This window comes from Stenotrophomonas sp. LM091, assembly GCF_001806305.1.
GTDB lineage: Bacteria > Pseudomonadota > Gammaproteobacteria > Xanthomonadales > Xanthomonadaceae > Stenotrophomonas > Stenotrophomonas bentonitica_A.
This window is the reverse complement of the sequence record NZ_CP017483.1, coordinates 1,615,237-1,627,576: the sequence shown is the minus strand read 5'-3', so window position 1 is coordinate 1,627,576 and position 12,340 is coordinate 1,615,237. Positions and strand designations below refer to the sequence as shown.

Sequence of the window (12,340 nt, the reverse complement as noted above, 5' to 3'; positions counted from 1 at the left end):
GCGCGGCTGGCCTCAGCCGCCGGTGCCGGGCGCCTGCGGAATCGGCGGGGTCGGTACCGCCAGCACCTCGCTCCAGGCGGCGGTATCGACATCGACGGTCACCTGGTTGCCCTTGCGCAGCACGGTCACCGGAACCCGGGTGGCCTTGTTGCCGACCAGCGCATGGGTGAGGTCGGCCATGCGCCGTACGGGCTGGCCATCCACGCGCAGGATCCGATCGCCGCTGCGCACGCCGAAGTAGCTGCTCGGCTCGGTGGTCGTGACGCGCACGATGCCATCCTGGGCATCCACCACCAGATGGTGGCCGGCGTCACGCCACTCCAGGCGTGCGGTATCGCTCTGGGTGGCGGCCAGCGCAGGTGCGCTGGCCAGCAGGAGGGACAACAGCAGGGTCGTGATGCTGGTCTTGGTCATGTGTTTGCTCTGGGGATGGGTCTGGTGCATTTCAGGCACTCCGGGTGGCAACGGCAGGGGGAACGGCCGCGGCGCGACGGGCCGGGCCGAAGACAGCGATCTGGCCGAGCAGCCACAGCAGCACCGCACCGATCGGCAGGTAACTGATGGGCATGCGCGGCAGCTCGTAGTTGTTCATCAGCCACAGGTTGATCGTGTAGGCCATCAACATGCCCAGCACGATGCCGACCGTGGCCAGCAGGAAGTTCTCGGTCTGGAAGTACCGCAGGATCTGGCTGCGGGTCGCGCCCAGCGCACGGCGGATGCCGATCTGCTTGGTGCGCTGCTGCACCCAGAAGCTGGCCAGGCCGACGATGCCCAGTGCGGTCACCACCAGCAGGGCCACACACACGGTGATCAGCAGGCCGACCATGGCGCGGTCATTGGCGAAGTACTTCCTGCGCTGCTCCTCGTAGGTGTACTTGCCGTGCACCAACCGGCTTGAATCCACCCGCTCCAATGCCGCCACCGCGGACTTGAGCACTTCGTCGCGCCGGGTCGGATCGGTGACCCGGATCAGGTAGAAGCCCTCGTCATAGGTTGTGCGCAGTGGCAGGACCATCGAGAACTGTGAATCGCCTTCGCGAGCGGTCGGGCGGGCGAGTACCTTGACGATGCCGATGATGCGCAGCGGCATGGAGCCGCTATAGATCGTCTTGCCCAGTGCATCGCCGCCGGGGAACATCTTGTCCGCAATCGCCTGGGTCACGATGACGGCCGAGCCTTCGTCCGCGGCTGCTTCGTCATTCTTGACGACTTCCAGGTCCCGGTACTCATCGGGCTGGAAATCACGACCGGCGATCAGCTCCACGCCCAACGTATCCAGAGCGCCTTCGCGGCCGAAATACTGCGAGGCGCTGAGCGTCGGGCGCTCCTGGTCGGGAACCAGGCCCACGCTCGTATTCCAGGAACTGTTGCGGAACGGGATCTGGTTCAGGGTGACCGCACTCTTGACGCCCGGCAACGCCTGCAGCGCGGCAAGATCCTCGCGGGTGCGCGCCACGGCGTTGACCTGTGGGCCGATGCCGCCCAGGCGGACTTCGATCAGTTCGGTCTCGGCGATGCCGCTGGGCTGGTTGATCTTCTCGATGCGCTGCCCGATCAGGAACAGCGCATTGCAGACGATGGCGCAGGTCAGGGCGATTTCGAGCACGATCAGCGATGCGGCGGTTTTATGCCGGCGGAGCGTGGAGAGAATGGGACGGATATCCATGGTGTGCTCCGGATCCTTACTGCGATTTGAGTTGGATGGCGGGCGCGACCTGCATGGCGCGCAGCGCCGGCAGGAAACCGGCCAGCAGGCTGGCGACCAGGGTCAACGCGAAGGTCATCAGCAGCATCTGCCCATCCAGGGTGGCGAGCTTGGCGTAGTCCACCGGTTGCTGGCGCACCGCGTACAGCCCGAGCAGTGCCAGCAGCAGGCCCAGCAGGCCGCCGGCAAGACCGACGGTGCCGGCCTCGATCAGCGACTGCAGGAAGATCTGGCCGCGGCTGGCACCCAGCGCCCGGCGCACGCCGATCTCACCGCTGCGACGCAGGAACTTGGCCAGCAGCAGACCGACCGTATTGATCAGGCAGACCAGCAGGAAGCCCATTGCCAACCACAACTGCAGACGCACGTCGCCGGGGACGACCTTCTTGAAATCCAGCCATTCCATGACGTTGCGCAGCCGTACGTTGTTGGGGCGTTCGAAACGACCGGCGGCGCGCTGCTGCTCGGAGTAGTTCTCCAGATAGCGACGGTACTCCGCGGCCTGGCCCGGGTTTTCCAGCTCCACCCAGTACTGGATCCAGGTGCAGCTGGCGTTGGGACCGGTCGGGTCGGTCTCGTTGCGGCGCCCGAAGCAGTCGATGCTGCCGTTGCGGTCGAACTTCAGCTCGATCGCCGTGGAGAAGGGCAGGTAGACGTCTTCACTGTCGCCGTAGCGGCCGGTATACAGGTCGTAGAAGTGCGGGTTGGGATGCCAGTCACCCAGCACGCCCACGACGGTCATCGTGTTGCCGTTGAGGCGGACCGACTTGCCGACGCTGTTGGCGCCCTGGAACAGCTTCTGGTTGAGCGTGCTGGAAATCACCGCGACCCGACCGCGCCCGTCGTCGTCGGTTTCCTTCCAGCCCTGGCCATAGAGGAACGGCGTATCGAACATCGGGAAGAAATCGCTCGAGGTATACCGCGCATCGGTGTTGAACGGGCGCAGCGTGCTGCCCTCGGGCTCGAGGGTCACACCGCCACCGGTCATCATCGCCTGCCGCTTGGCATGCTTCTCGCGCAGCAGTTTCTCAGCATCGAAGCGGGTCAACTGGTCGGCCGGTTCTTCGCCAGGCTGATAGCCCAGCGCTGACTGTGGATCAACCAGCACGCTGAACAGCCGGTCGCTCTTCTGCGGGATCGGATCACCGGACAGCACGTGGAATACGGTCAGCGTGGTCATCGAGGCGCCGATGCCCAGCGCGATGGCGATCACCATCAGCGCGGTCAGCACCTTGTTGCGCCGGAAGCTGCGCAGGGCCAGTCGGAAGTAGTAAGCGATCATGGCCGGCCTCAGTCGTTGGCGATGGCAGCGGCAACCGCGGGGCGCGGCGTGGCGAGCACCGGGTCGCGCAGCAGGTCGGTGACCTGGCCATCGACGATGTGCACGTTGCGCTTGGCGCGGGCAGCCAGTTCCGGGTCGTGGGTCACCATCACGATCGTGGTGCCCTTGGCATTGATTTCTTCCAGCAGCTCCATCACGCCGCGGGCCATCTGGCTGTCCAGGTTGCCGGTCGGTTCATCGGCCAGCAGCAGGCGCGGGCTGCCGGCCAGCGCACGCGCGATCGCGGCGCGCTGCTGCTGGCCGCCCGAGAGTTCGGCCGGGTAGTGCTTCATGCGCGAGCCCAGGCCGACCTGGGCCAGCGCGTGCTCGATGCGCTCCCTGCGCTCGGCTGCGGGCATGCCGCGGTAGCGCAGCGGCACATCGACGTTGTCGAACAGGTTGAGATCGGAGATCAGGTTGAAGCCCTGGAAGATGAAGCCGATCTTCTGGTTGCGCAGCCGGCTGCGCGCATCATCGCCGAGCTGGCTGACATCCTGGCCGTCGAGCAGGTAGGTGCCGCTGGTGAAGGTTTCCAGCAGGCCGGCGATGTTGAGGAAGGTGGTCTTGCCCGAACCGGACGGACCGGTCACGGCAACGAACTCGCCCTCGCGGACGTGCAGGTCCAGCGACCGCAGAGCATGGGTTTCCACCTGTTCGGTGCGGAAGACTTTGGCGACCGAGCGCATTTCAAGCATGGCTGTTTCCTTTGAGGGTCGAGAGGATCGAAAGGGACTGGATCAGTTGATGGAGACGCGCTCGGCATCGCCGAACAGATCGCTGCCGGACACCACGACGCGGTCGCCGGGCTGCAGGCCAGAGAGGATTTCCACTTCACCCAGGCTGCTCACGCCGAGCTTGACCGGGCGACGGACGGCATGGCTGCCATCCATGACATAGGCGTAGCCGTTGCCCTGTTCGACGAACGGGCCACGCTCGATCTTGAGTGCGTTGCGGCGGGTATCGAGCAGCACGCGCGCCTGCATCCGCTGGCTCTGGCGCAGGCCCTGCGGCTGCTTGTCGGCGAAGCGGATGCGGGCATTGACCTCGCCGGCGACCACTTCCGGGGAGACGGCGGAAATCTCGCCGGCGAACTGGCCGCTGCCACCGGTCAGCTGCGCAGGCATGCCGATCGTCAGCTCGCGGGCGAAGCTCTCCGGCACCTTGATCTCGATCTCGAAGCGCGACAGATCGACCACGCCCAGGATCGGCGCATTGGCGACCACGTTGGTGTGCTGGGTCGCCTGCACCTGGCCGACCTGGCCATCGAAGGGCGCACGCAGCGTGAGCGCGTCCACCTGGCGCTCCACTTCGGTCACCACCGCGCGCTGGCGATCGGCCAGCAGGCGCTTGTTGCGCGCATCCAGATCGGCGCCCTGGGCCTTGAGCATGGCGTCCTTGCGGGCGTGCTCGAGCTGGATGTCGCTCTTCTTGACGGTGTCCTCGGCCTTGGCCACGTCCACCTGCGGCACCGCGCCGCCATCGAAGCCGCGCTTGTAGCGCTCCAGGTCACGCACCGCGGCCTGGCGTTCGATCACGGCCTGGTCGGTGTCCTTCTGCGCGGTGGCGCGCGCCAGGGTCGCATCCAGAGTCGCGCGGCTTGCCTCGGCCTGCAGGCCGGCCAGCGTGGCCTGTTCCTGGGCCAGCTTGCTGCGCAGCTCGGGGCTGTCGATCACGGCCAGTTCCTGGCCCTGCTTGACCACATCACCGGCCACGACCTTCAGGTTCACGTTGCCGGCGGAAATCGCATACAGCACCGGGTTGTTGGCGGCGATCACGCGGCCGTCGGCGGCGATGTCGCGCACCATGTCGCCTCGGGTGACCTCGGCGATGCGGACACGGGCGCTGTCGTAGGAGCGGCTGGCCCCCAGCCAGGCGCGGGCGGCGAAGCCGATCGCCACCAGCACGACCAGCGCGGCGACCGCCGGCCACAGCCAGCGCTTCCACGGGGCGGGCGCGGCGTGCGAAGAAAGGGTCTGGTCCTGGGCGGAAGTGTCGCGGATCATCGGGCTCGTTCGCGGTTGGGTTGTGGAGTACCAAGCAGACTCCGTGCCAACTTTTAGCCCTTTGGAAACAACAGCTTGCAAAAAGCGGTCGGTGTCCATGTGTCCGCGGACACCTGACCGGACACTTTCGTTAAGCCGACAGCGCCCAAGCCGCCGGGGCCGCCACGCTAGAATGCGAGGCTTACCAGCAGGGATCTGAATCTATGTGCGGCATTGTGGGAGCGATCGCCCATCGCGACGTGGTACCGGTACTCATCGAAGGATTGAAGCGACTGGAATACCGGGGCTACGATTCCTCCGGCATCGCCGTGATCGATACCACCGCCGCCGAACCCGATGTCCGACGCGTGCGCCGTACCGGCCGGGTGGCGGAGATGGAGAAGGCTGCCGCGAGCGAAGGCTTCCAGTCGCTGCTCGGCATCGGCCACACCCGCTGGGCGACCCACGGGGGCGTGACCGAGGCCAATGCACACCCGCACATCAGTCACGGTGTGGCGCTGGTGCACAACGGCATCATCGAGAACCATGAAGAGCAGCGCGAGAAGCTGCGCGCGCTGGGCTACACCTTCGAGTCGCAGACCGACACCGAAGTGATCGCGCACCTGATGCACCATCACCTCAAGGAAGGCGACAGCCTGCTGTCGGCGCTGCAGCGCACGGTCAAGGAACTGACCGGTGCCTATGCGCTGGCGGTGATGAGCCGTGCCGAGCCGGACCATTTCGTCTGCGCCCGCATGGGGTGTCCGCTGCTGGTGGGCGTGGGCGAGGGCGAGAACTTCGTGGCCTCCGATGTCTCGGCGATCATCCAGGCCACCCGCACGGTGATCTTCCTGGAAGAAGGCGACACGGCCGACATCCGCCGCGACAGCGTGCAGGTCTACGACGAGCACAACCAGCCGATCGTGCGCGATGTGCATCTGTCCGACGTGTCGCTGGCCTCGCTGGAACTGGGCCCGTACCGCCACTTCATGCAGAAGGAAATCCACGAGCAGCCGCGTGCGCTGGGTGACACCATCGAAGCGGCGATCGATGCCGGTGGCTTCCCGGCCACGCTCTTCGGCAAGAACGCCGAGGCCGTGCTGTCGGGCATCGAAGGCGTGCAGATCCTCGCCTGCGGTACCAGCTATTACGCCGGCCTGACCGCGCGTTACTGGATTGAATCCATTGCCGGCCTGCCGTGCAGCGTGGAGATCGCCAGCGAGTACCGTTACCGCGCTGCCTACGCAAACCCGAAGCACCTGATCGTCACCATCTCCCAGTCCGGCGAAACGCTGGATACGATGGAAGCACTCAAGTACGCCAAGTCGCTCGGCCACCTGCACACGCTCTCGATCTGCAACGTGCCCGAGAGCGCGATTCCGCGCGCCAGCGAACTGGTCTGCTACACCCGCGCCGGTGCCGAGATCGGCGTTGCCTCGACCAAGGCGTTCACCACCCAGCTGGCTGCCTTGTTCCAGCTCACCATGGTGCTGGGCAAGCTGCACGGCCGCATCGATGCCGCGCAGGAAGCGGACTACCTGGAACAGCTGCGTTTCCTCCCCGGCAGCGTGCAGCACGCGCTGAACCTGGAGCCGCAGATCGCGGCCTGGGCCGAGCGCTTCGCACGCAAGGCCAACGCCCTGTTCCTCGGCCGGGGCCTGCATTACCCGATCGCACTGGAAGGCGCGCTCAAGCTCAAGGAGATCTCGTACATCCACGCCGAGGCCTATCCGGCCGGCGAGCTGAAGCATGGCCCGCTGGCGCTGGTGGATGAGGACATGCCGGTGGTGGTGATCGCGCCGAACGACAGCCTGCTGGAGAAGGTCAAATCCAACATGCAGGAAGTGCGTGCACGCGGCGGTGAGCTGTTCGTGTTCGCCGACCAGGACAGCAACTTCGTCGCGTCCGAAGGCGTGCATGTGATCCGCACCCCGCGCCACGCCGGTGTGCTCAGCCCGATCGTGCATACCCTGCCGGTGCAGCTGCTGGCATACCACACCGCACTGGCTCGCGGGACAGACGTGGACAAGCCGCGCAACCTGGCCAAGAGCGTGACGGTGGAATAAACGCGCGCGTCGCGTTGTGGATGTGGAGAAGGGGGCCGCGCGGCCCCCTTTTTTGTGGGTGTCAGGTAACCGTGTTCGTCGGTTGCGCCGCGCGGTGGCTCTACCGGCGGCAGGGGGGCGTGGAACTTTAGTCGTGGGCCGCGGAGGCATTCAGCGACGGTTTTACTGGCGGTGCCATTCTCGGGGTCGTCCACTGCTTTCCACGACGAACCGTCCCAGATTTGCAAACTCCTGGCCCAGGGTGCGGTCGTAGAATCGAGTGACCGAGGACTGCGTGGCATCGCCACCGACCTCGCTGCAATCAGGCGCATCTCTCGACTTCAGTAACCTGTAACAGGAAACAAGAATGAACGTCCGCGAACTCCTGCAATCCAAGAAAGAAGCCATCGTCACCATCGATGTGGAAGACACCATCGGTGCCGCCGCGCACAAAATGAGCGCGCACAAGATCGCCGCCCTGGTGGTCATGAAGGACGATGCGCCGGTAAGGATCGTGTCCGAGAAGGACATCGTGCGCAGCCTTGCGGAAGATGGTCCCCAGGCCGGCCGACGCGTCATTTCCAGCCTGCCGTCGGCAGGGCTGGAAGGCATCGGCCCGGATGCGACGCTCAAGCAGGCGATGGCGCTGATGACGTATTCCCGCCATCGTCACCTGATGGTGACCGAGGGCGCCACGCTGGTCGGCATCCTGAGCCTGGGCGACATCGTCAAGAACCTGCTCAGTGAACTCGAGCTGGAAAAAGCGGTGCTGCAGGACATCTACATGGCAGCGCACTGACGCTGCCTGGTCCGCACTGACGGGCATTGCCGGCCGCTGGCTGGCAACCCCGGACGAGGTCAGCGTATGCGTTTGACCTCGACAAGCTGCTGGAGGTCGCCCTTCAGCAGCTGATAGGCCCCATCGCGCGCTGCATCACCGGTTTGCCGCAACACCCACGACGGATGCACCGTCGCGAAGGCGCGCGTGCCGTCATCCAGTACGTGCCAGCGTCCGTGGTTCGCCATCAGGTTGAAGCCGGCACCGAACACCGCCGTCGCCGCGGTAGCACCGAGGCAGACGATCACCTGCGGTCGCACGTTTTCGATCTCCCCCATCAGCCACGGCCGGCAGGCGTTGACGTGGGTGATCTGCGGTTTGCTGTGGATGCGCCGCTTGCCGCGCCGTTCAAAGCGGAAGTGCTTGACCGCATTGGTCATGTACAGCGCGCTGCGCTCGATCCCCAGCTCGCGCAGCGCACGGTCGAGCAGCTGTCCTGCCGGGCCGACGAACGGGTGCCCGCTGAGGTCCTCGCTGTCGCCGGGTTGCTCACCCACCAGCATGATCGATGCGTCGGCCGGGCCCTCACCGAACACGGTCTGCGTGGCCGGTTCCCACAGAGGGCAGCGGCGACACGCCGACGCGGCGTCGCGCAGGGTATCGAGCGTGGCCGGTGCAGCCTTCGCGACGACCGGCAAGCCCGAGGCGGGTTGGGGGATGCGGCGACGCGGTGCCTGCGCTTCGCGGTCGTGCATCTCCTGCACGCGGTCGCCAGCGTCCCGCACCAGCTGCGGCAGCAACGCGGCCTCCGGCAGGTGCTTCCAGTATTTGGCCGGCATCTCCTGCTGCATCATCCGGGTATTCAGCCGCGCCGGATTGAAAATGTTGGCGTAATAGGTGCGCCACAGTTCTTCGCGGGCATCATCGACAGGCGCATCGCTTTGGCGGCCGCCGGGACCGAACGACAGCGCCTGTCCATCCCAGTGTGCGCTGCGCCCCGGCGTGAGGATCGCCCAGCGCATCCCGGCGAAGCGGCGTGCGAAGAAGGGTGCCACGCGGTCGACGATATGGTGCTCGGGCTCGAACCAGGCGATGAACGCATCGTCTTCGCCCGGCACCTCGCGGAAGCGTACGAACGCCTTCATCTTGTGCGTGTCGCGGCGCACCGCCTGGCTCAATGCCATCGCCCGCAGCACGTCCGCATCGGCCGGGTTGGAGAGCAGGCTGCGCTCGCCGTGGGTGATGCGCCAGAGCATGCGGTACAGCAGTGGCATCCGCTGTGGATCGCGATGGCACAGGCAGGTGGCGGCCAGCTCGATGAAGGCCTTGGACACGTGGATCGGTGCCTCGGCCGAGACCACGGAATCATCGAGCGCCGGCAATGACGGCGCATCCAGCAGCGAAATGTCCTCGCCCTGCAGCCAGTCCAGCTGATCCGGCGCAACGGCGTGGCGCAACGCCAACCGCGCAGCCGAGCGCCACGCCTCCAGCGACCACACCGGGTCGACCCGCACGCTCCAGCGCGCCATCTCAGTGCGCGGCCGTGTCGGGGAACAGCGAGCCTTGCTGTGGCGGAGGGGCCAGCCGGGCACGCAACGCCGCCGGGTCGTCGAGTGCGCGGTGCGGGTGATGGTCGGCCAACTGCACGAACGGCAGCAGCTTGCTCATCGGTGCGCGCAGGCGCGCCACATCGGCCACGCGCAGCCGACCATGACGGCGTGCCATCAGCACCCGCTTGACGTTGCGCACGCCCAGCCCGGGTACACGCAGCAGCAGCTCCTTGGGGGCGAGGTTGAGATCCACCGGGAAACGTTCGGGATGGCGGATCGCCCAGGCCATCTTCGGGTCGATATCCAGATCGAGCATCCCGCCTTGGGTGGTGCTGGTGATCTCGTCCACGCCGTAACCATAGAAGCGCAGCAGCCAGTCGGCCTGGTAGAGACGGTGCTCGCGGGCCAGCGGCGGCGCCTGGAGGGGCAGGGCCTTGCTGGCATCGGGGATGGGACTGAACGCGGAGTAGTAGACCCGGCGCATCCGGTAGTTGCCATACAGATTGTCGGCCGCGCCGAGGATCTGCTGGTCGCTGGCACCGTCCGCACCGACGATCATCTGCGTGCTCTGGCCGGCCGGCGCGAAACGCGGCGCGCGCGCGCGGCGGCCGCGTGCCGAAGGCGCGGGCACGGGCGCCGATGCTGCGCCGGCCACTGGCTGGGCCTTGCCTGCTTCCTTGGCTTCTTCGATGCGCCAGCGCAGCTCACCCATCGCCCCGCGGATCGAGGGCAGTGATTTCTCCGGCGCGAAGCTGGCCAGCCCGGCCTCGGTCGGCAGCTCGATGTTGATCGAGAGCCGGTCCGCATGTCGCCCGGCGAGCGCGAGCAGTTCGGGCGAGGCTTCCGGAATCGTCTTGAGGTGGATGTAGCCGCTGAAGCGGCGTTCCTCGCGCAGTACGCGCGCGACCTCCACCATCTGCTCCATGGTGTAGTCGGCGTTGCGGATGATGCCGCTGGAGAGAAACAGCCCTTCGATGTAGTTGCGCTTGTAGAAATCCATCGTCAGCGCGACCACTTCCTCCACGCTGAAACGCGCACGCTGCACATTGCTCGAGACACGGTTGACGCAGTACGCGCAGTCGTAGATGCAGAAGTTGGTCAGCAGGATCTTCAGCAGCGACACGCACCGGCCGTCGGGCGTATAGCTGTGGCAGATCCCCATCCCCTCGGTGCTGCCGATGCCGCCCGAGGCACGCGAGTCGCGCTTGCCTGCACCACTGGAGGCGCAGGACGCATCGTATTTCGCGGCATCGGCAAGGATGGCCAGTTTGCGGATCGTCTCCATGGAAAGACCGTACCGGGGCACGATCTCATCCAGTGAGACGCTTCAATGCATCCCTGAAGAATTCAGCTTCCGGCTCAGCCTTGGAAGCTCACCTTCACCGAATCCGCGCTGTAGTCGGCCGGCCCATGGAACACCACTTCGATGTTGTTGCCATCCGGATCCAGCACGAAGGCGGCGTAATACCCCGGATGGTAGGGGCGCTCGCCGGGCGCGCCGTTGTCCTTGCCACCGTTGGCCAGCGCCGCGTGGTGGAAGGCCTCCACGGTGGCGCGGTCGCGGGCCTGGAAGGCAAGATGATGGCGGCCGGTCAGCTGGCCCAGGGCCGCCTCGCTGTCCGGCGTGGAAATGAACAGCTCATCGGCCCAGAAATACGTGTCGCCCTCGCCGGCGATCGGGATGCCGATCGTGTCGAACACGGCCTGGTAGAAGCGGCGGCTGGCGGCCAAGTCCCTGACCACCAGTTGCAGGTGATCGATCAGGCGGCCGCGGTGCAGTTCCATCGTTTCCATACCGGCTCCACAGAGGGTGGGATGGGACGCAGATATACCACCGGACACAGCGTTGCGCAGGGCGGTGCCGGCGGCGGCCCTTCCGCCGGCCCGCGCAGTGACCTACGCTGCGTGCTGGCGCCATGAACGCGCAGGCGGAGGAGGCACGATGCTGTGGATGGTGATGATGGCCCAGGCGGTCGCCGGCGACGCGGGCTACCCACAGGCGCATGCCTGGGCGCAACGTGATGAGGCCAGCCTCGAACCGGCGGCGTACACGGCGATGGTGGACAGCATGAGCGAGGTTGGGGGTGCCGCCTTCACGCGCTGCATGCCGACCCCCGCGCCGCAGACGCTGGCCGCGTTCACCGTGGTGTTACAGCTGGATGCGCAGGGCCGGGTGGTGCGCACGTGGCGCGAGGGCGAGGAGGCGGTTGCACGCTGCGTGGACGCAGGCTTCGCCGGGAAAACCCTGTTCCTGCCACCGAAGGCGCCGTTCTATGCGGCGTTCGAGTTCCAGGTCGAGCCGTAGCACCGGCAACGCACCGAGCGGTGCCGGTGCGTTGCGCCGCCGCAGGAATCAGGCGATCGGCGTGTTGGAGATGATCTCCACCCAGTAGTCGTCCGGGTCCTTGATGAAGGCCAGGTGCTTCATGCGGCCGTCTTCCAGGCGCTTCTGGTAAGGCACCTGCAGCTCATCGAAGCGCTTGCAGGCGGCCTGGATGTCCGGCACGGACACGCAGATGTGGCCGAAGCCACGCGGGTCGGCATTGCCGTTGTGATAGACCGGGCCGTCCTGGTTTTCGGTGCCATGGTTGTGGGTCAACTCGAGCACGCCGGGGATGCCGGCCATCCACACGCGGCGGGCATCGTCACCCTCGGGAATCTGCGTGCCGGCCGGCAGCAGGGCGAGGAAGTACAGGCTGAATTCGGCCTCGGGGAAGTGGCGCAGGTCGATCAGGCGGAAGCCCAGCACGCGGGTGTAGAAATCCAGCGAGGCCGTGGCGTCCTTGACGCGCAGCATGGTGTGGTTGAACACGAACCCGGCGGTCTCGGCAGGCACGGTGGCGGCGACGCCGGGAGAGTTCTGGAGGGCGGCAAGGCTCATGGGGATTCCTGGGGGCAGGGCCGCATCAGCGCGGCGGACCCCTCATTTTACCGGTCCCGGCCGGGCCACGTGACAGGT

12 protein-coding genes are annotated in these 12,340 nt (G+C 66.4%); 3 read left to right on the top strand and 9 right to left on the bottom strand.

Features of this window, described 5'->3' with window-relative positions; translation table 11 throughout:
• Positions 1-12: 12 nt before the first annotated feature.
• From BIZ42_RS07110 to BIZ42_RS07090, 5 genes are read right to left on the bottom strand one after another with little or no spacing between them, the layout of a single operon-like run.
• Entirely contained in the window at positions 13-414 is a 402-nt protein-coding gene (locus BIZ42_RS07110; RefSeq protein ID WP_070427472.1) for a PDZ domain-containing protein, read from the bottom strand.
• Between the two features lie 31 nt (positions 415-445).
• A complete protein-coding gene (locus tag BIZ42_RS07105; RefSeq protein ID WP_046273141.1) occupies positions 446-1,666 on the bottom strand; it encodes an FtsX-like permease family protein in 1,221 nt (406 codons plus the stop codon).
• 16 nt (positions 1,667-1,682) lie between these two features.
• Positions 1,683-2,987 (bottom strand): ABC transporter permease, encoded by a 1,305-nt coding sequence (locus BIZ42_RS07100; RefSeq protein WP_070425988.1) that lies wholly within the window; start codon positions 2,985-2,987, stop codon positions 1,683-1,685.
• Between the two features lie 8 nt (positions 2,988-2,995).
• The gene (locus tag BIZ42_RS07095) at positions 2,996-3,721 is read right to left on the bottom strand and encodes an ABC transporter ATP-binding protein (protein WP_070425987.1); all 726 of its coding nucleotides are present in this window, start codon (positions 3,719-3,721) and stop codon (positions 2,996-2,998) included.
• A gap of 42 nt (positions 3,722-3,763) precedes the next feature.
• A complete protein-coding gene (locus BIZ42_RS07090; RefSeq protein ID WP_019183646.1) occupies positions 3,764-5,029 on the bottom strand; it encodes an efflux RND transporter periplasmic adaptor subunit in 1,266 nt (421 codons plus the stop codon).
• A 203-nt stretch (positions 5,030-5,232) separates the two neighbouring features.
• Between BIZ42_RS07090 and glmS the strand changes: the two genes are divergently transcribed.
• Together glmS and BIZ42_RS07080 are read left to right on the top strand one after the other, a co-directional pair.
• The gene (gene glmS, locus BIZ42_RS07085) at positions 5,233-7,074 is read left to right on the top strand and encodes a glutamine--fructose-6-phosphate transaminase (isomerizing) (protein ID WP_070425986.1); all 1,842 of its coding nucleotides are present in this window, start codon (positions 5,233-5,235) and stop codon (positions 7,072-7,074) included.
• 346 nt (positions 7,075-7,420) lie between these two features.
• On the top strand, positions 7,421-7,852 hold the full coding sequence (locus tag BIZ42_RS07080; protein WP_070425985.1) for a CBS domain-containing protein: 432 nt from the start codon (positions 7,421-7,423) through the stop codon (positions 7,850-7,852).
• A 59-nt stretch (positions 7,853-7,911) separates the two neighbouring features.
• Here BIZ42_RS07080 and BIZ42_RS07075 read toward each other — a convergent pair whose 3' ends face one another.
• From BIZ42_RS07075 to BIZ42_RS07065, 3 genes are all read right to left on the bottom strand, one after another.
• Positions 7,912-9,360 carry a UdgX family uracil-DNA binding protein gene (locus BIZ42_RS07075; protein ID WP_070425984.1) on the bottom strand — a complete coding sequence of 483 codons (1,449 nt, stop codon included), beginning with the start codon at positions 9,358-9,360 and terminating at the stop codon, positions 7,912-7,914.
• A 1-nt stretch (position 9,361) separates the two neighbouring features.
• Positions 9,362-10,666, bottom strand: a complete 1,305-nt coding sequence (locus tag BIZ42_RS07070) for a putative DNA modification/repair radical SAM protein (RefSeq protein WP_070425983.1) — start codon at positions 10,664-10,666, stop codon at positions 9,362-9,364.
• Between the two features lie 74 nt (positions 10,667-10,740).
• Complete coding sequence (locus BIZ42_RS07065; protein WP_070425982.1) at positions 10,741-11,175, bottom strand: VOC family protein; 435 nt, start codon at positions 11,173-11,175, stop codon at positions 10,741-10,743.
• A 148-nt stretch (positions 11,176-11,323) separates the two neighbouring features.
• On the opposite strand from BIZ42_RS07065, the gene BIZ42_RS19255 reads away from it, so the two are divergent.
• Positions 11,324-11,686: a hypothetical protein gene (locus BIZ42_RS19255; RefSeq protein WP_083279810.1), complete on the top strand. Its 363-nt coding sequence runs from the start codon at positions 11,324-11,326 to the stop codon at positions 11,684-11,686.
• A gap of 48 nt (positions 11,687-11,734) precedes the next feature.
• On the opposite strand, the gene gloA is transcribed toward BIZ42_RS19255, so the two are convergent.
• The gene (gene gloA, locus BIZ42_RS07055; protein ID WP_070425981.1) at positions 11,735-12,262 is read right to left on the bottom strand and encodes a lactoylglutathione lyase; all 528 of its coding nucleotides are present in this window, start codon (positions 12,260-12,262) and stop codon (positions 11,735-11,737) included.
• Positions 12,263-12,340 lie beyond the last annotated feature (78 nt).